The sequence below is a fragment of the Streptomyces sp. Tu6071 genome (assembly GCF_000213055.1).
In the GTDB taxonomy this organism is placed as follows: Bacteria; Actinomycetota; Actinomycetes; order Streptomycetales; family Streptomycetaceae; genus Streptomyces; species Streptomyces evansiae.
Window position 1 is genome coordinate 208,867 of record NZ_CM001165.1, and the last position, 18,736, is coordinate 227,602.

The window sequence follows — 18,736 nt, forward strand, 5'->3', positions numbered from 1 at the left end:
TGGGAGCGCTCTCATATGACCGCTGTACGACCCGAGTCCGGCTCTCGGCCGGGTGCCGCACCCGGCGCCTCGCCCTCCGTCTCGCCCTCCGAGTCCGCCACCGGCTTCCCCACCGGCTTCCTGTGGGGTGCCGCCACCGCCTCGTACCAGGTGGAGGGGGCGGCGACGGAGCACGGCCGGACCCCTTCGATCTGGGACACCTTCAGCCACACCCCCGGCAAGGTGCGCAACGGCGACACCGGTGACATCGCGGCGGACCACTACCACAGGTACCGCGAGGACGTCGCGCTGATGAAGGAGCTGGGGCTCGGCGCCTACCGCTTCTCCGTCTCCTGGTCGCGCGTGCAGCCCACGGGGCGCGGCCCGGCCGTCGAGCGGGGGCTCGACTTCTACCGGCGCCTGGTGGACTCGCTCCTGGAGGCCGGGATCACGCCGGTGGCGACGCTGTACCACTGGGACCTTCCGCAGGAGCTGGAGGACGCGGGCGGGTGGCCGCTGCGCGACACGGCCGAGCGGTTCGCGGACTACGCGGCGCTCGTGGCGGGCGCGCTCGGCGACCGCGTGCCGATGTGGACGACGCTCAACGAGCCGTGGTGTTCGGCGTTCCTCGGCTACGGATCCGGCGTGCACGCTCCGGGACGTACGGACGCCGCGGCGACGCTGCGCGCGGCGCACCACCTCAACCTGGCGCACGGCAAGGGCGTCCAGGTGCTGCGCGGGCTGCTCCCCGCCGATGCGCAGACCTCGATCACGCTCAATCTGCACCAGGTGCGTCCGCTCACCACGAGCGCCGGGGACGCGGACGCGGCGCGGCGGATCGACGAGGTGGGCAACCGGGTCTTCACCGGGCCGCTGCTCGACGGCGGCTACCCGGAGGACCTGGTCCGGCGCACCACGCCGCTCGTGGACTGGGAGGAGCTGGTCAGGCCGGGTGACCTGGAGACCATCGCGACGCCGTTCGACGTGCTCGGCGTCAACTACTACACGCCGACGATCGTCTCCGCCTCGGACGGGGCGGGCGACTCGCGCGACGACGGGCACGGTGCGAGCGACCACTCGCCGTGGACCGGTTCCGAGGACGTCGCCTTCCACCTGGCCCCCGGCGAGCGCACGGCGATGAACTGGGCGGTCGACGCCTCGGGGCTGCACACCCTGCTCACCGAACTGCACGCGGCGCACCCCGAGCTGCCGCTCATGGTGACCGAGAACGGCGCGGCGTTCGACGACTACGTCTCGCCGGAGGGCCGCGTCGAGGACCCCGAGCGCATCGCGTACCTGCACTCCCACCTGGAGGCGGTGCGGCAGGCGGTCGCGGACGGCGCGGACGTGCGCGGGTACTTCCTGTGGTCGCTGCTCGACAACTTCGAGTGGTCCTACGGGTACGCGAAGCGCTTCGGCGCGGTGTACGTGGACTACGCCTCGCAGCGGCGCATCCCGAAGGCGAGCGCCCACTGGTACGCGGAGGTGATCCGGCGCGGCGGGCTGCCGGGCTGAGCCACCGGGCCGGGGGGCCGGGACGGAGCGGGCGGGCGCCGTGGGGGTCGACCGCCCGCTCCCGGTGGGGGGCGGGGGCCGCGTGGGGGCGCCCCGCCCTTCGCCGTGCGCGCCGGGCCCGTACGGGGTGTCCCGTACGGGCCCGGCGCCGTGGTCAGCTCGTCGGGCACCCCCGTACCGTGTCCCGCGAGGCGTCGGCGATCAGGGCGCGCTGGGCGGCGCGGACCTTGCCGACGTCGGCCTTCATGACGGAGCGGTCGTAGGTCATGATGCCGTTGAGTTCGCCCTCGACATCGGCGATCTGCGTGTAGACCGAGCCGTTGCCGCCCTCGCAGGCGAGGGCGTGGACCTCGTCGACCTTCTTGAGGTACTCGTCGGTGTACGCCTCCTTCTCGACGCCGATGTAGCTCTGCTGGACCGGCCAGGCGTGGCCCGGTACGGCGAGGCCGAGGCCGCCGAACTCGCCGCTGACGAGGGCGCGTTTGCCGTCGGGTGCCGGGAGGGCCGGGCTCGGGTAGCCGTGCGCGTCGGCGATGTCGCCGTTGCCTCCGTCGACGGCGCCGCAGCAGTTGAGTCCGCTCATGTTGTTGACGAGGCGGCTGGGGTCCCACTTCTTCGCCTGGTCGGCGATGCGGGCCTGGTCGTACTGGCCCCAGCCCTCGTTGAAGGTGACCCACATGATGACCGAGGGGCTGCTCGCGTGCTGGTCGATCATCTGCTTCATCTCGTGCTCGTACTCGGCCTTCTCGCTCGCGCTGTCGGGGACGGAGGACATGGCGGGCATGTCCTGCCACACGAGGAGGCCGAGCTTGTCGGCCCAGTAGAACCAGCGGTCGGGCTCGACCTTGATGTGCTTGCGCACGGAGTTGAAGCCGAGGTTCTTGTGCTGGACGAGGTCGTACTTCAGGGCCTCGTCGGTGGGCGCGGTGTGCAGGCCGTCCGGCCAGAAGCCCTGGTCGAGGGTGGCCATCATGAAGACGGGTTTGCCGTTGAGCACGGTGCGCGGGGTGCCGTCGACGTTCTCAACGGCGATGTCGCGCATCCCGAAGTAGCTGCCGACGCGGTCGTTCCCGGTGGTGACCTCCAGGCGGTAGAGGTGGGGGTCGTCGGGTGACCAGAGGTGCGGGTTCCTGACGGGGAGCCGGAGGGTCGTGCCGGTGCGGCCGTGGACGGTGGCGACCTTGCGCTTGCCGTCGAAGGCGGTCGCGGTCACGGGGAGCCCGGCGCGGGTGGCGTTGACGTCGACGGCCAGACGCTGGTTCTTGACGTCGGGCGTGAGCTTGAGCGTGTCGGTGTGCTCGGCCGCGACGGGTTCCATCCAGACGGTCTGCCAGATGCCGGAGCTGGGCGTGTACCAGATGCCGCTGGGGTCGAGGCGCTGCTTGCCGACGGGCGGGTTCTCGCCGTTCTTCGCGTCGGTCGGGTCGTAGACGCCGACGACGAGTTCCTGGGTGCGGCCGGGCTTGAGCGCGTCGGTGACGTCCGCGGAGAAGCGGTCGTAGCCGCCCTTGTGGCTGGTGACCTTGTGCCCGTTGACCCAGATGTCGGCCTGCCAGTCGACGGCGTCGAAGTTGAGCTGAAGCCGCTCCCCGTGGCCGACCTTCCAGTTCGCCGGCACGGTGAAGGTGCGCCGGTACCACATGCGGTCCTCGTGGCGCTCGATGCCGGAGAGCTGCGACTCGATCGGGTAGGGGACGAGGACGCGCTCGGCGAGGTTCTTGCCGAGCGGCGGGGCCTCGCCCTGCTTGGCCGCGGCGAACTGCCAGGTGCCGTTGAGGTTCTGCCAGCGGTCGCGGGTGAGCTGGGGGCGGGGGTATTCGGGGTGCGCGTTCTTCGGGCCGACGTCCTTGGCCCAGCGGGTGCTGAGCTGGTACGTGGACTCGTTGGCGCCGCCCGCCCAGAAGGCGCCGATCGCGGTGTCCCCGGCGTCGGCCTTCGTGCGCAGGCCGCCCTCGCCGTCGTAGCGCACGTCGACGGAGCCGCCCGCCCCGACGACGGGTTCCTTGAGCGACACGAGGAGTTTCGCCGGGTCGGCGGGGTCCTTGCGGACGGTGCCGAGGGGCCAGTCGGCGCCGCCGATGTTGGCGCTGAGGTGCTGGGCGACGGTGCTCGGCGGGGTGGCGAGGGAGTGCGGGAAGCCGAGTTCGAGGGTGCGGCCTGTGCTGGTGACGGTCGCGGAGGTGGCGCCGTCGTAGGCCCAGTTCTCGGGGGTGAGGAAGGCGGATTGCGGGACGGGGGCCTGGGTGCCGCCGGGCGGGGTCCAGGAGAAGTGGAGGTTCGAGCCGCCCTCGTGCTCGAAGTACTCCAGCTTGATGTCGTACGCCTTGCCCGCTTCCAGGGTGACGGGCCGGGAGACCTGTTCCTTGTCCCAGTCGTCGACCCAGTGGTCGATGACGAGTTCGTCGCCGATCCAGAGCCGGAAGCCGTTGTCGCCCTTGATCTGGAAGGTGTGCTCGCCGCTCTTGCCGGGGACGAGGCGGCCCGTCCAGCGGACGTTGACGTCGTCGGCCTGCCCGGTGGCCTGTTGCAGGCGGGACTCCAGGCTGTCGAAGTCGAGCGAGGGGTCGAAGGCGGTGGCCTTGAGCTGGTCGAAGTCGAAGGCGCCGGGGGCGGACTGGGTGTAGTAGTCGCCCCGGAGGCCGTGCAGCTCCGCGGCGTCCGCGGTGCCGGTCCGGTGGGAGGTGGAGGTGGAGGTGGGGTGGGGGGTGAGGGTGCCTGCCGCGGGGCGAGTGCTCCCGGGGTCCGCCGCGCTCGCGGTGGACGTCGCGGTGAGTCCCGCGAGGCCCAGCAGCGCGGCGGCGCACAGGGCGAGGGGGCGTCCCACGCCCCCTGCCGGGGAGAATCTGCTGCGGTTGCGCACGTGCTCCTCCTTCTTGCCGTGGGGCATTGCCACGGGGGCCTTTGCGCAAGGTCCCCCGATGTCATGTCGAGGAAGGGTGGCGGCTCGCCGCTCCAGTCTGTACAACGTTGCAAGGAACGGCAGTTGGCATGAGAGCACGCCCTCTCGCCTACTGTCCAGGGTCATGACGGACGCGCCCGGACGCCGGGACGCGGAGTGAAGCGGAGGGGTTTTCGTGCGGGTGAGCCTCAAGGACGTCGCGCAACTGGCGGGCGTGTCGATCAAGACCGTCTCGAACGTGGTCAATCACTACGAGCACGTCACGCCGGCCATGCGGGAGCGGGTCCAGCGGGCCATCGACGAACTGGGGTACCGCCCCAATCTGACCGCCCGCAACCTGCGCAAGGGCCGGACGGGGATCATCGCGCTCGCGGTGCCCGAGCTGGGCAATCCCTACTTCGCCGAGCTGGCGGGGGAGGTGATCGACGCGGCGGCGGAGCACGAGCTGACGGTGCTGCTCGACCACACGCGCGGCGAGCGGGAGCGCGAGGTCCTGGTCAGCCAGGGCTTCCGGGCGCGGGTCATCGACGGGCTGATCCTCTCGCCGCTCGAACTGGAACCGGAGGACCTGTCGGCCCGGACGGACGACGTGCCGCTCGTGCTGCTCGGGGAGCGGGAGTACGCGCTGCCGTACCCGCACATCGCGATCGACAACGTCGCGGCGGCCCGCAGCGCGGTGCGGCACCTGATCCGGCTCGGCCGGACGCGGATCGCCTTCCTCGGGGCGCGTACGGATTCCCCGAACAGGCCCGCCCAGCTGCGGCTTCAGGGCTGGCGGGAGGAACTGAAGGCGGCGGGCCTGGAGGGCGGGGAGCGGCTCGCGGCGCCGACGGGGGGCTGGGACCGGGGGGACGGCGCCGAGGGCATGGCGCGGCTGCTGGACTCCGGGGTGCGTCCCGACGCGGTGTTCGCTTACAACGATCTGGTAGCGGTGGGCGCGATGCGGGTGCTGCACGAGCGGGGTTTGCGGGTCCCGTGGGACGTGGCGGTCGTCGGATTCGACGACGTGCCCGAGTCGCGGTACGGGGCCGTGACGCTCACGACGATCTCGCCGGACAAGAAGGCGATCGCGCGGCTCGCGGTGTCCTCGCTGGTCAGCTCGCTGGAGCGGGCCGCGGCGCAGCGCGTGAACGGGAACGGGGACGCGCCGCCCGAGCAGCAGCCCTCCGTGCTCGCCCCCTTCCGGCTCCTGGAGCGCGAGAGCACACTCGGACGGCGCTGAGACCGGCGCCCGGGGGCACCCCGTCCGGCCGCCTTGGCCGGGAGGGGTTTACAGCCACCTTCCAACGATGTAAAAACCAGACGCACAAGCGGAGTTGGCGCCGCGTCACGGGGCCGACCGCAGTACGACCACGTTCCTTTCCCTCGTGCCCGTGTGCTCGCACGGGTCCGTGCCGCTACGGGAGAACTCCATGAAGTCGTCCGCGTACCACCGCACCACCCTCAAGGCCCTCGTGGCCGTCTCCCTGACCGCGAGTCTCGCCCTCGCCACCGGCTGTGCCAAGTCGGAGGACGACGACAGCGGGTCGAAGGACAAGAACGCGACCGCGACGGAGAGCAAGGACGCGGGGCAGGTCGTCGAGACCCCGGCGGCCGGCGGCAAGGGCTGCACGCTCGACGCCTACGGGGCGAAGAAGATCGACCTCTCCTCGGCGACGGTGGGCTTCTCGCAGTCCGAGAAGGAGGCCAACCCCTTCCGCATCGCGGAGACGGCCTCGCTCAAGGACGAGGCGAAGAAGCGCGGGGTCAAGCTCCTGGCCGTCAACGCGCAGTCGCAGTTCTCGAAGCAGATCAGCGATGTGCAGGACCTCATCGCGAAGGGCGCGGACCTGCTCGTCATCGCCCCGCTCAACTCCGACGGCTGGGAGCCGGTGCTCCGGGCCGCGAGCGCCAAGAAGATTCCCATCGTGACGATCGACCGCAAGATCAACGCCGATCCGTGCAAGGACTACGTGAGCTTCATCGGCTCGGACTTCGTCGAGCAGGGCAAGCGCGCGGCGGACAAGATGATCGAGGCGACGGGCGGCAAGGGCGAGGTCGCGATCCTGCTCGGCGCGGCGGGGAACAACGTCACGACCGAGCGCACCAAGGGCTTCAAGGACCGTATCGCCGAGAAGGCCCCCGACCTCAAGGTGGTCTTCGAGCAGACGGGGGACTTCGCTCGCGAGAAGGGCCAGTCGGTCACCGAGCAGCTCATCCAGTCCAAGCCGGGGATCAAGGGCATCTACGCCGAGAACGACGAGATGGGGCTCGGCGCCGTCAACGCCCTCAAGAGCGCGGGCAAGAAGCCCGGGGCCGTCAAGATCGTGACGGTCGACGGGACGCGCAACGCGGTCAAGCAGATCGTGGACGGCTGGATCTCCGGGGTCATCGAGTCCAACCCGCGCTTCGGCCCGCTCGCCTTCCAGACCCTCGACACCTTCACGAAGGGCGAGGAGGTCCAGCAGGACATCGTCATCAAGGACAGCGCCTACGACAAGACCAACGCCGAGGCCGACCTGGGCAAGGCGTTCTGATGCTCTCCGTCACGGGGCTGACCAAGGTCTTTCCCGGGACGCGTGCCCTCGACGGCGTGGACTTCACCGCCCGCGCCGGCGAGGTGCACGCGCTCATCGGGGAGAACGGGGCCGGGAAGTCCACGCTCATCAAGGTGCTCACGGGGGTCTACCGGGCCGACGGGGGCAGCGTCACGTACCAGGGCGAGCAGGTGCGGTTCGCGACGCCGCTCCAGGCGCAGGAGGCGGGGATCTCCACGATCTACCAGGAGGTGAACCTCGTCCCGCTCATGAGCGTGGCGCGCAATCTCTTCCTGGGCCGCGAGCCGCGCCGCGCCCTCGGCCTCGTGGACTTCGGCCGGATGCACCGCGAGGCCGCGCAGGCGCTCGCGGCGCTCGGCGTGCGGGTGGACGTGCGCCGTCCGCTCGGCGAACTGAGCGTCGGTACCCAGCAGATGGTGGCGCTCGCCCGCGCGGTCTCGGTGAACTCGAAGGTCGTCATCATGGACGAGCCGACGTCCTCGCTCGAACCGCGCGAGGTGGAGACGCTCTTCGGCGTCATCCGGATGCTGCGCGAGCGGGGCATCGCGGTGGTGTACGTCAGCCACCGGCTCGACGAGCTGTACGAGGTGTGCGACCAGGTGACGGTGCTGCGCGACGGCAAGGTGGTGCACACCGGGCCTCTCGCGGAGCTGGAGCGGCTGCGGCTCGTCTCGCTCATGCTGGGCAGGCAGCTCGGCGAGGTGCGCGCCGAGGGCGTCACGAAGTTCACCGGCAATCACGCGCGCGAGGGGCGGCCGGTGCTCGCCGTGGACGGCCTGTCGGTGCGGCACCAGCTGGAGAAGGTGTCGTTCGCGGTCGGCCCCGGGGAGGTCGTCGGGCTCGGCGGGCTGCTCGGTTCGGGCCGCAGCGAGACCGTACGGGCCGTGGCCGGCGCGCTGCCGCCCGACGCGGGCACGGTCGCGGTGGACGGCGCCCCGGTGCGTACCGGCTCGACGCCCGCCGCCATCCGCGCCGGGATCAGCCTGCTGCCCGAGGACCGCAAGGCCGAGGGCATCGTGCCGGGTCTCTCGGTGCGCGAGAACATCGCGCTCGCCGCGCTCCCGGGGCTCTCCCGCTTCGGTCTCGTCGACGAGAAGCGCGTCGACGAGATCGTGGACACCTTCGTGAAGCGGCTGCGCATCAAGACCTCGGGCGTCGGCCAGAAGGTCGGCGAGCTGTCCGGCGGCAACCAGCAGAAGGTGCTGCTCGCGCGCTGGCTCGCGATGCACCCGAAGGTGCTGCTCCTCGACGAGCCGACCCGGGGCATCGACGTCGGCGCGAAGGCGGAGGTGCAGCGGCTCGTGGACGAACTGGCCGGGGAGGGCCTCGGCGTCGTGCTCATCTCCTCCGATCCGGAGGAACTCGTGGAGGGCTCGGACCGCGTGGTGGTGCTGAAGGACGGCGCGGTGGTCGCCGAACTGTCGGGGGACGGGGTGAGCGAGGACCACCTCATGGCGGCGATCGCCACCGCCCCCTCGGCGGACGAGCAGTCGGGCAAGGCGGAGATCGCCTCGGTGGTGCCGCCCGAGGACGCGCTCCTCGGCGGGAGCGGCGGCGGGACCGGCGCGGCCGGGAAGGAGGAGGGGGATGACTGAGCTGACGCTGCGCGCCACGCTCGCCGACCGGCAGCGGCTGCGCCACCTGCTCCAGGAGTACGGGGTCTACGCGGGCGTCGTCGTCCTCCTCCTCGTCAACATCGCCTTCACACCGCACTTCCTGTCGACCGAGAACTTCCGTACCCAGGCCGTGCAGGTCGCGCCGATCGTCATCGTCGCGCTCGGCATGGCGCTCGCGATCGGCACCGAGGGCGTGGACCTGTCGGTGGGCGCGGTGATGGCGCTCGCGACGTCTTTGCTCTCGTTGTATCTCGGGTACGGGCTCGTGGTCGCGCTGCTCATGGCGGCGCTGGGCGGGGTGCTCGCGGGGCTCGCGAGCGGTGCGCTCGTCGCCTTCGTCGGGGTGCAGCCGATCGTGGCGACGCTCGCGCTGATGGTGGGCGGTCGCGGCCTCGCGCTCGTACTGCTCCCCCAGCTCAAGGACGTGCGCAACAGCGGGATGAACACACTCGGCACGGGCTCCGTGCTCGGCATCCCGTATCTGGTGATCATCGCGGCGGTGCTCGCGGTCGTGGTGGCCTTCGTGGTGCGGCGCACCACCTTCGGGCGGCAGTTGCTCGCGATCGGCGACAGCCGGGCGGCGGCGAAGCTCGCCGGGCTCCCGGTGCGGCGGGTGCTCGTCATCGTGTACGTGGTGTCGGGGCTGCTCGCGGCCGTCGCGGGAATCCTCGCGACGGCGCGGCTCCAGGCGAGCGACCCGACCTCGCTGGGCACCCTCATGGAACTCTCCGCGATCACCGCCGTCGTGGTGGGCGGCACCCCGCTGTCGGGGGGCCGGGTACGGATCGGCGGCACGGTCGCCGGCGCGGTGCTCATCCAGTTGCTGACGGCCACGCTCATCAAGCACGACCTGCCGCCCTCGTGGACGCAGATCGCGCAGGCGGTCGTCATCGTCCTCGCGGTCTACGCGGCGCGGGAGAGGGGGAAGCGGTGAACGGCACGATCGCCGAGGTCCCGGCCGGGGAGAAGCAGGTGTTCCCCGAGGAGCGGGGGCCCGGCCGCGGGGAGCGGCTGAGCGCGCTCGCGCAGCAGCACGGGGCGCTGCTCACGCTCGTCGTGGCCGTCGTCGTCGCGAGCCTGTGCTTCGACACCTTCCTGACCGGGGACAACCTGGAGGGCATGGCGCTGTCCTCGTCGTTCCTCGCCGTGGTGGCGCTCGGCATGACCTTCGTCATCGTCACGGGCGGCATCGACCTCTCGGTGGGCTCGCTCTTCGCGCTCGGCGGGGTGCTCGCGGCGTGGGGCTCGCGGTACGGGACGGCGGTGGCGCTGCTGCTGCCGCTCGCGGTGTGCGGGCTCATCGGCCTGGTGAACGGGCTGCTCATCGCGCGGGCGCGGCTCGCCCCGTTCATCGTGACGCTGGCGTCGATGCTGGGCGCGCGCGGGCTGCTGCTCGCGGTGACGGACGAGGGCGCGAACACGTATCTCGTGGACAAGTCGACGTGGTTCACGCACCTCGGGCAGAGCAAGCTGCTCGGCGTCGGGGTGCCGGTGTGGATCACGGTGGCGCTGTTCCTGCTCGGCGGGGTCGCGCTGCGCCGCAGCCGCTTCGGGCAGTACGTGTACGCGGTGGGCGGGAACGAGGACGCGGCGGCGCTCATGGGGGTGCCCGTGGCCCGTACGAAGTCGTACGTCTACACGCTCTCGGGGCTGTGCGCGGGTCTCGCGGGCGCCCTGAACGCGGCGTGGCTGGCCTCGGGCGTGACGATCCTCGGCAACGGCATGGAGCTGGACGCGATCTCGGCCGTGGTGATCGGCGGGACGCTCCTGAGCGGCGGCGCCGGATTCCTGAGCGGTTCGCTCGTCGGTGTGCTGCTCCTGAAGGTGATCCAGAACATCATCAACCAGATCGGCTCGCTGGACTCCTCGTACCAGCAGGTGGTGTCCGGGGCGTTCCTGGCGGTCGTGGTGATCGCGCAGACGTGGCTGGCAAGGCGGAGGCGGCGCATGAGGTGAGGGCGGAAGCCCGCGCGCGGGTTCCTGGTGCGGTGCCGTCACGGGGCTCCGCGCCGGACCCCGTTCCTCAGCCGCCGGAAGCGCCGGACCGGGTCTCCCCCAGGGCCGCCTCGACAAGGGTCGCCCACTGCCGTACGACGCGTTCGCGGCGGGGGCCGTCGTCCGTGAGGAGGTCGGCGAGGCCGAGGCCGCGGCACATGTCGAGGAGGCCCTGCACCGTTTCGCGGGCGCCCGGGCGTGCTTCGTCGGCGTCGAGGAGGGCGACGGCGATGCGGTGGGTCTCGCGGCCCACGCGGGCTTCGAGCGCGACGACGTCCTCGCGCAGCGTCTCCTCCTGCGAGGCGACGACCCAGAGCTGGAGCGCGGCGCGGAAGAGGGGCCCCGTGTAGAGGTCGGCGAGGGCGGCGACCACGGCGTGGCGGCCGGGCGGGGGCCCGGGGAAGAGGGCGCGCAGAGCCGCTGAGCGCTCTTCCGCCATGTAGGCGACGGCGGCGGTGAACAGGTCCTCGCGGGTCGGGAAGTGGTGCTGGGCCGCGCCGCGCGAGACGCCCGCGCGTTCCGCGACGACGGCCACGGTGGAGCGGGTCCAGCCGTGTTCGGCGACGCACGTGACGGCCGCTTCGAGGAGGCGTTCGCGCGTGGCGCGGCTGCGGTCCTGGCGGGGCGGTCCGCCGCGTGCCGTGCGTGTCACCGTGCCCATGGAGGGTCCCGTCGTTCGAGGAAGGCCGTCATCCCCTCGCGCGCTTCGGCCGAGGCGAAGAGCCCGGCCGAGAGGGCGAGCATGTCCTCGCCGCGCGCGGCGAAGTCCGCGAGCACTGTAGCGGTGGCGAGTCGTTTGCTCTCGGCGAGGCCCTGCGGGGAGCAGGCGCGCAGGGCGTCGAGCACGGGGGCGAGTGCGGCGTCCACGTCCGCCACGGCCTCGGTGACGAGCCCGATGCGGGCGGCCTCTGCGGCGTCGAAGCGTTCCCCGGTGAGGTAGTAGCGGCGGGCGGCGGTGTGGTCGAGGCGGGCGGCGAGGGGGAGGGAGATGACGGCGGGCGCGAGGCCGAGGCGGGCCTCGGTGAAGGCGAAGTCGGCGCGGGGCCCGGCGAGGCCGAGGTCGCAGGCGCCGAGGAGGCCGAGGCCCCCGGCCCGTACGTGCCCGGTGACGGCGGCGACGACGGGCTTGGGGAGGGCGACGACGGTACGGAGCAGGGTGAGGATCGCGGCGGGTTCGGGTGGTTCCTTGAGGTCGGCACCGGCGCTGAACGTCGTCCCGGTGTGGCCGAGGACGACGGCGCGGACGCCGGGGTCGGTCCCGGCGTCGGTGAGAGCCGTCGTGAGGGCGGCGACGAGCGGGGCGGAGAGCGCGTTGCGGCGCTCGGGGGCGTCGAGCAGGAGGGTGCGCACGCCCCGCTCGTCGGGGCCGGTGCGGAGGGTCACGACAACTCCCGTTCTTCTAGTAGGACTTGGGCAGGCCGAGGGTCTGGTGGGAGACGTAGTTGAGGATCATCTCGCGGCTCACGGGCGCGATGCGGGCGACGCGGCTCGCGGTGAGGAGCGAGGCGAGCTGGAACTCCGCGGTGAGGCCGTTGCCGCCGAGGGTGTGCACGGACTGGTCGACGGCGTGCGCGCAGGCTTCGGCGGCGGCGTACTTGGCCATGTTGGCGGCCTCGCCGGCGCCGATGTCGTCGCCCGCGTCGTAGAGCGCGGCGGCGCGGCGGGTCATGAGGCGGGCGAGTTCGAGTTCGATGTGGGCCTGGGCGAGGGGGTGGGCGATGGCCTGGTGGGCGCCGATGGGCGTCTTCCAGACGGTGCGTTCCCTGGCGTACGCGACGGCGCGGCCGAGCGCGTAGCGGCCCATGCCGATCGCGAAGGCGGCGGTCATGACGCGTTCGGGGTTGAGCCCGGCGAAGAGCTGGAGGAGTCCCGCGTCCTCGTCGCCGACGAGCGCGTCGGCGGGGAGCCTGACGTCGTCCAGGGTCAGCTCGAACTGCTTCTCGGCGGCCTTGAGTTCCATCGCGATGGGTGTCCGCGTGAAGCCGGGCGCGTCCGTCGGGACGAGGAAGAGGCAGGGCTTGAGGCGACCGCTGCGGGCGTCGGCGGTGCGCCCGACGACGAGGACGGCGTCGGCGAGGTCGACGCCCGAGATGAAGACCTTGCGCCCGGTGAGCACCCAGTCCCCGCCGTCGCGGTGCGCGGTGGTGGTGATGCGGTGGGAGTTGGAGCCCGCGTCCGGTTCGGTGATGCCGAAGGCCATCACGCGGCTGCCGTCGGCGAGGCCGGGCAGCCAGGCGCGTTTCTGCGCCTCGGTGCCGAAGCGGGCGATGACGGTGGCGCAGATCGCCGGGGACACGACCATCATGAGCAGCGGCGACCCGGCGGCGCCGAGTTCTTCGAGGACGAGGGCGAGTTCGCTGATCCCGCCGCCCCCTCCCCCGTACTCCTCGGGGATGCTCACGCCCAGGTAGCCGAGCTTGCCCGCCTCGCGCCACAGCTCGCTGGGGGGTTCCCCGGCGCCGAGCGCGCGGGTGAGGTAGTCGCGGCCGTAGGAGCGGGCGAAGGCGGCGACGGCGGCGCGCAGGTCCTGGTGCTCCTGGCTCTCCACGATGTCGGAAGCGCTCATGGTGCGGGGTCCTCCTTCGGGGGACGGGCGGTGTCGTGCGTCTCGGGGGCGGTTTCCGCGTCCTCGATGACCGCGAGGAGCGTGCCGACCTCGACCTGCCGGCCGGCCTCGACGGGCAGGCGGGTGAGGACCCCGGCGCGCGGGGCGCTCACGCGGTGCTCCATCTTCATCGCCTCCAGCCACAACAGGGGCGCGCCCTCGGCGACTTCGACGCCCTCGGCGAGTCCTTCCGCGAGGCGGACGACGGTGCCGGGGAGCGGGGCGAGGAGGGAGCCGGGCGCGGTGGTGGCGGCGGGTGCGGGGAAGCGGGGCAGGGCGGTGAGTGCGTGCGAGGTGCCGCCGGGGGTGTCGACGTACACCTCGTGGCCGTACACGGTGACGTGGTACGTGCGGCGGACGCCTTCGCTCGTGAGGTGGACGGTGCCGGGCCGGGTCTCCGGCTCGACGGTGACGGTGGGATGGTCCTCCGGGCGGATGCCGTCGCGCGTCGTGTGGTAGCGGACCTCGTGGACGGTACCGGCGGGTTCGGCGCGGTAGGCGCGCAGTGCGGGGGCCGAGGGAAGGTTGCGCCAGCCGCCGCCGAGGCCGCCGCGTTCTCGCGCGGCGGTACGGGCCTGGGCGACGGCGGCGGCGAGCGCGGCCAGTTCCTCCGCACGGGCGTCGCCGGGTGCGGTGAGTGCGGCGAGGCGGCGGTCGTAGAAGGAGGTGTCGGCGCCGCCCGCGACGACTTCGGGGTGGCGCAGGGTGCGCACGAGGAGGTCGCGGTTGGTGACGGGGCCGTGCAGGGTGGTGCGGGCGAGGCCGTCGGCGAGGGCGCGCAGCGCCGCCGTGCGGGTGGGGGCGTGGGCGACGAGTTTGGCGAGGAGCGGGTCGTAGTGGACGCCGATGGTGTCGCCGTCGGTGACCCCGGAGTCCGTGCGCAGGTGGCCGGGGGCGCGGAAGCGGTGCAGGCGGCCGGTGCGGGGGCGCCAGTCGTCGGCGGGGTCCTCGGCGTAGAGGCGGGCCTCGACGGCGTGCCCGCTCGGGGCGGGCGGGCCCGGGGGCAGGGGCTCGCCCTCCGCGACGGCGATCTGGAGGGCGACGAGGTCCACGCCGTGCACGGCCTCGGTGACGGGGTGTTCGACCTGGAGGCGCGTGTTCATCTCCAGGAAGTGCGCGCGGTCCTCGTCGACGAGGAATTCGACGGTTCCGGCACCGGTGTAGGCGACGGCACGCGCGGCGGCCTCGGCGGCCCGGTGCAGGCTCTCGCGCAGGGCGGGCGGCAGGTGGGGGGCGGGTGCTTCCTCGATCACCTTCTGGTGACGGCGCTGGAGGGAGCAGTCGCGGGTGCCGAGGACCCACACGGTGCCGTGCAGGTCCGCGAGGATCTGCACCTCGACGTGCCGGCCCCGGTCGAGGTACGGCTCGGCGAACACCTCGTCGTCGCCGAAGGCGGCGCGGGCCTCGGCGCGCGCGGCGGTGAGCTGGGCGGGCAGGTCCGCGAGGTGCCGTACGAGCCGCATGCCGCGCCCGCCGCCGCCCGCCGCGGCCTTGAGGAGCAGCGGGAGGTCCTTCTCCGTGGCCTCGGCGGGGTCGACGGCGGCGAGGAGGGGGACGCCCGCGCGGGCCATGAGGTCCTTGGCGCGGGTCTTGGACGCCATCGCCGCGATCGCCCCGGGCGGCGGCCCGATCCAGGTGAGCCCGGCGTCGGTGACGGCGCGCGCGAAGGCGGCGTTCTCGGAGAGGAAGCCGTAGCCGGGGTGGACGGCGTCGGCCCCGGAGGTCCTGGCCGCGTCGAGGAGCAGGTCGGCGCGCAGGTAGGTGTCGGCGGGCGCGGCGCCGGGGAGGCGGACGGCGAGGTCGGCCTCGGTGGTGTGCGGGGCGTGCGTGTCGGGGTCGGAGTGGACGGCGACGGTGGTGATGCCGAGTGCGCGGCAGGTGCGCTGGACGCGGCGGGCGATCTCGCCGCGGTTGGCGACGAGGAGACGGGTGACGGGGCGGGGTCCCGCGGTCATGGGGTGGCTCCTCTCGCGGAGTCGTCGTCGGGGCGCGCGGGCGGCTGTGGTGCCGCGTCCCGTACGTCACATGCGGAAGACACCGAAGCCCCCTCGGTTGCCGCGGACTTCGGCGGTGTGGACGGCCGAGAGGCACAGGCCGAGGACGGTGCGCGTGTCGCGCGGGTCGATGATGCCGTCGTCGTAGAGGCGGCCCGAGAGGAAGACGGGCAGGGACTCGGCCTCGACCTGCTGCTCGACCATCGCGCGCAGCGAGGCGTCCGCATCCTCGTCGTACGGGCGGCCCTTCGCGGCGGCGGAGGCGCGGGCGACGAGCGAGAGGACCCCGGCGAGCTGCTGGGGGCCCATGACGGCGGACTTGGCGCTGGGCCAGGCGAAGAGGAAGCGCGGGTCGAAGGCGCGTCCGCACATGCCGTAGTGCCCGGCCCCGTAGGAGGCGCCGATGAGGACGGACAGGTGCGGGACGCGGGAGTTGGCGACGGCGTTGATCATCATGCTGCCGTGCTTGACGATGCCGCCCTGCTCGTACTCCTTGCCGACCATGAAGCCGGTCGTGTGGTGGAGGAAGAGGAGGGGGATGTCGCGCTGGTTGGCGAGCTGGATGAACTGGGCGGCCTTCTGGGACTCCTCGCTGAACAGGACGCCGCGCGCGTTGGCGAGGATGCCGATCGGGTAGCCGTGCAGGCGTGCCCAGCCGGTCGTGAGGCTGGTGCCGTAGAGCGGCTTGAACTCGTCGTAGTCGGAGTCGTCGACGAGCCGCGCGACGACCTCGCGCGGGTCGAAGGGCTCGCGCAGGTCCTCGGGGACGAGTCCGAGGAGTTCCCCGGGGTCGTGACGGGGTGGCGCGGCGGGTTCCGGGGCCGGGTGGGTCTTGCGGTGGTTGAGGCGGGCGACGACGCGGCGGGCGAGGCGGAGGGCGTCGGGCTCGTCGAGGGCGAGGTGGTCGGCGAGTCCCGAGGTGCGTGCGTGCATGTCCGCGCCGCCCAGTGATTCGTCGTCGCTCTCCTCGCCCGTGGCCATCTTGACGAGCGGCGGCCCGCCGAGGAAGACCTTCGCGTGGTCCTTGACCATGATCACGTGGTCGGACATGCCGGGGATGTACGCGCCGCCCGCCGTCGAGTTGCCGAAGACGACGGCGACGGTCGGGATGCCCTCGGCGGACAGGCGTGTGAGGTCGCGGAAGAGCGCGCCGCCGGGGATGAAGATCTCCTTCTGCGAGGGCAGGTCGGCGCCGCCGGACTCGACGAGGCTGATGACGGGCAGCCGGTTGGCGCGGGCGATCTCGTTGGCGCGCAGCGCCTTCCTGAGCGTCCACGGGTTGCTCGCGCCGCCGCGCACGGTCGGGTCGTTGGCGGTGACGACGCACTCGACGCCGCTGACGGTGCCGATCCCGGTGACGAGCGAGGCGCCCACGGTCCAGTCGCTGCCCCAGCCCGCGAGCGGGGACAGTTCGAGGAACGGGGTGTCGCGGTCGAGGAGGAGTTCGACGCGCTCGCGGGCCAGGAGTTTCCCGCGTCCGTGGTGCCGCGTCACGTACTTCTCGCCGCCGCCCGCGAGGGCCTTGGCGTGCTCCGCGTCGAGCGCGGCGAGCTTGTCGAGGAGCGCGGCGCGGCGCGCGAGGTGGGCGGGTGCGGCGGGGTCCACGAGGGTGGGCAGGACGGTCACGCGCGGCTCTCCTCAGGGGCGTCGGGGGACTCGGGAGGCCCGGGGGCGGGGGCGGGCGGAACGGGGCCGGGGGAAGTCCGCGGCGGGGGCGCGGGATCGGTGTCGGGCGGTGTTGGCGGCACGGGGCCGAGCAGCCCGGCCGGTACGTCGACGTGGCGGGCCCGCAGCCACTCCCCCAGCGCCTTGGCCTGCGGGTCGAAGCGGTGGCGGGCGGCGGCGCCCTCGCCGAGCAGGCCCTCGACGACGAAGTTGACGGCGCGCAGGTGCGGCAGGACGTGCCGGGTCACGGGGAGGCGCGCCGTCTCGGGGAGGAGGGTGCGCAGGCGCTCGGTGGTGAGGTGGTGGACGAGCCAGGGCCACGCGGCGGGCTCGCGCGCCCACACGCCGAGGTTGGCGTCCCCGCCCTTGTCGCCGCTGCGCGCCCCGGCGACGTACCCGAGCGGGACGCGCCGTACGGGTCCCACCGGGGGCGGCGCGGGGAGTTCCGCGGCGGGCGGGGTCAGCGGGGGTACGGCGGTGTGCGGGGGCGGCGGGATGTCGAGCGTGGTGCCGTCCGCGAGGTGGGCGGTGTGGCGCACGGCGGTCTGCGGGACGGTCGTCGCGGTGAACACGCCGTACGGTGACGGCTTTCCCGGGGGCGCGGTGAGGTGGAAGCCGGGGTAGCCCGCGAGACCGAGTTCGACGGCGGCGGCGCCGATCCTGCGGCCGACGGCCTCGGGGTCGGCGTCGCGCACGACGAGGCGGAGCAGGGCGCTCGCGGTCTCCTCGGTGGCCGCGTCGGGGTGGTCGGTGCGGACGAGTTCCCAGTCGGCGCGGGCCGGGGGCCGCTCCGCGAGGGCTTCGGTGAGCTGGGCACGGACGAGTGCGGCCTTGGCGGGGATGTCGAGGCCGGTGAGGACGAAGACGACCTCGCCGCGGTGGCCGCCCAGGCGGCTGAGGCCGGCCTTGAGCGTGGGCGGCGGCGCCTCGCCGCGCACCCCGTGCACGCGGACCCGGTCGGGGCCCACCTGCTCGATCCGTACGGTGTCGAGGCGGGCCACGACGTCGGGGCCGAGGTAGCGGGCCGGTCCTGTCTCGTAGAGGAGCTGGGCGGTGACGGTGCCGGTCGTGACGGCGCCGCCCGTGCCGGGGTGCTTGGTGAGGACCGCGCCGCCGTCGGCGGAGAGTTCGGCGAGCGGGAAGCCGGGGCGGCGGACGTCGTGGGCGGTGAAGTCGCTGTAGTTGCCGCCCGTGACCTGGGCGCCGCACTCCAGGAGGTGGCCCGCGACGACGGCGCCCGCGAGGCGGTCGTGGTCGCCCGGGTCCCAGCCGAAGTGCGCGGCGGCGGCTCCGCTCACGAGCGCGGCGTCCGTGACGCGCCCGGTCACGACGAGCTGGGCGCCCGACCGCAGGCACGCGGTGATGCCGTGGCCGCCGAGGTAGGCGTTGGCGGTGAGGACCCCCTCGCCCCAGCTCTCGCGGCCCGCCGCCTCGGGGTGCGCGAGGAGGTCGTCCCCGCTCACGTACGCGACGGGGAGGTCGAGCCCTTCGCGGCGCACGAGCCGCCGCAGTTCCTCGGCGAGTCCCGCCGGGTTGAGGCCACCCGCGTTGGTGACGACGCGGACGCCGCGCTCGGCGACGAGGTGCAGGCACTCGGCGAGCTGGCGCGGGAAGGTGCGGGCGTACCCGGCGGCCGGGTCCCTCAGCCGGTCGCGGCCGAGGATGAGCATCGTCAGCTCGGCGAGGTAGTCCCCCGTCAGCACGTCGAGCGGCCCGTCCGACAGCATCTCGCGCACGGCCGAGAAGCGGTCCCCGTAGAAGCCGGAGGCGTTGCCGACACGGAGCGGGGCGGGTACGGCGGAGGGGGTCAACGTGGTTGCTCCTCACGGACGTTGGGGCGACGCACAGTGCAGCATCACAGCGCGGACGAAAACAAGCAAGCGTGCTTGCATGATTTTCCCCGGGCCCGGCGGAGCGGAATCCCGCTTGCT

13 protein-coding genes are annotated in these 18,736 nt (G+C 73.1%); 6 read left to right on the forward strand and 7 right to left on the reverse strand.

Annotated features, from left to right (window positions below; all coding sequences use genetic code 11):
• Positions 1-15 precede the first annotated feature (15 nt).
• A complete protein-coding gene (locus STTU_RS00870) occupies positions 16-1,494 on the forward strand; it encodes a GH1 family beta-glucosidase (protein ID WP_007818847.1) in 1,479 nt (492 codons plus the stop codon).
• A 154-nt stretch (positions 1,495-1,648) separates the two neighbouring features.
• Here the strand turns inward: STTU_RS00870 and STTU_RS00875 are convergent, their stop codons facing one another.
• The gene (locus STTU_RS00875) at positions 1,649-4,381 is read right to left on the reverse strand and encodes a glycoside hydrolase family 2 (RefSeq protein WP_007818849.1); all 2,733 of its coding nucleotides are present in this window, start codon (positions 4,379-4,381) and stop codon (positions 1,649-1,651) included.
• 187 nt (positions 4,382-4,568) lie between these two features.
• On the opposite strand from STTU_RS00875, the gene STTU_RS00880 reads away from it, so the two are divergent.
• The 5 genes from STTU_RS00880 (at position 4,569) to STTU_RS00900 (ending at position 10,502) form a co-directional block, all read left to right on the forward strand.
• Positions 4,569-5,615, forward strand: a complete 1,047-nt coding sequence (locus STTU_RS00880) for a LacI family DNA-binding transcriptional regulator (protein ID WP_037934217.1) — start codon at positions 4,569-4,571, stop codon at positions 5,613-5,615.
• Positions 5,616-5,805: 190 nt separating this feature from the next.
• Positions 5,806-6,909: an ABC transporter substrate-binding protein gene (locus STTU_RS00885; RefSeq protein WP_010266499.1), complete on the forward strand. Its 1,104-nt coding sequence runs from the start codon at positions 5,806-5,808 to the stop codon at positions 6,907-6,909.
• Entirely contained in the window at positions 6,909-8,525 is a 1,617-nt protein-coding gene (locus STTU_RS00890; protein ID WP_007818856.1) for a sugar ABC transporter ATP-binding protein, read from the forward strand. The genes STTU_RS00885 and STTU_RS00890 overlap by 1 nt, the downstream gene beginning before the upstream one ends.
• Positions 8,518-9,480, forward strand: coding sequence for an ABC transporter permease (locus STTU_RS00895; protein WP_009070869.1), 963 nt, complete (start codon positions 8,518-8,520; stop codon positions 9,478-9,480). The genes STTU_RS00890 and STTU_RS00895 overlap by 8 nt, the downstream gene beginning before the upstream one ends.
• Entirely contained in the window at positions 9,477-10,502 is a 1,026-nt protein-coding gene (locus STTU_RS00900; protein ID WP_010266506.1) for an ABC transporter permease, read from the forward strand. The genes STTU_RS00895 and STTU_RS00900 overlap by 4 nt, the downstream gene beginning before the upstream one ends.
• Positions 10,503-10,569: 67 nt before the next feature.
• Here STTU_RS00900 and STTU_RS00905 read toward each other — a convergent pair whose 3' ends face one another.
• The 6 genes from STTU_RS00905 to STTU_RS00930 all read right to left on the reverse strand — a co-directional run bounded on the left by STTU_RS00905 (position 10,570) and on the right by STTU_RS00930 (position 18,616).
• Positions 10,570-11,202, reverse strand: a complete 633-nt coding sequence (locus STTU_RS00905; RefSeq protein ID WP_043253678.1) for a TetR/AcrR family transcriptional regulator — start codon at positions 11,200-11,202, stop codon at positions 10,570-10,572.
• Complete coding sequence (locus STTU_RS00910; RefSeq protein WP_007818860.1) at positions 11,190-11,924, reverse strand: enoyl-CoA hydratase family protein; 735 nt, start codon at positions 11,922-11,924, stop codon at positions 11,190-11,192. Before STTU_RS00910 ends, STTU_RS00905 begins: the two co-directional genes overlap by 13 nt.
• 16 nt (positions 11,925-11,940) lie before the next feature.
• Complete coding sequence (locus STTU_RS00915; RefSeq protein WP_043253680.1) at positions 11,941-13,107, reverse strand: acyl-CoA dehydrogenase family protein; 1,167 nt, start codon at positions 13,105-13,107, stop codon at positions 11,941-11,943.
• Positions 13,104-15,101, reverse strand: a complete 1,998-nt coding sequence (locus STTU_RS00920; protein WP_007818866.1) for a biotin carboxylase N-terminal domain-containing protein — start codon at positions 15,099-15,101, stop codon at positions 13,104-13,106. Before STTU_RS00920 ends, STTU_RS00915 begins: the two co-directional genes overlap by 4 nt.
• A gap of 66 nt (positions 15,102-15,167) precedes the next feature.
• Positions 15,168-16,766 (reverse strand): acyl-CoA carboxylase subunit beta, encoded by a 1,599-nt coding sequence (locus tag STTU_RS00925; RefSeq protein ID WP_043253682.1) that lies wholly within the window; start codon positions 16,764-16,766, stop codon positions 15,168-15,170.
• Positions 16,763-18,616, reverse strand: a complete 1,854-nt coding sequence (locus tag STTU_RS00930; RefSeq protein WP_007818868.1) for an acyclic terpene utilization AtuA family protein — start codon at positions 18,614-18,616, stop codon at positions 16,763-16,765. The genes STTU_RS00925 and STTU_RS00930 overlap by 4 nt, the downstream gene beginning before the upstream one ends.
• Positions 18,617-18,736: the final 120 nt, after the last annotated feature.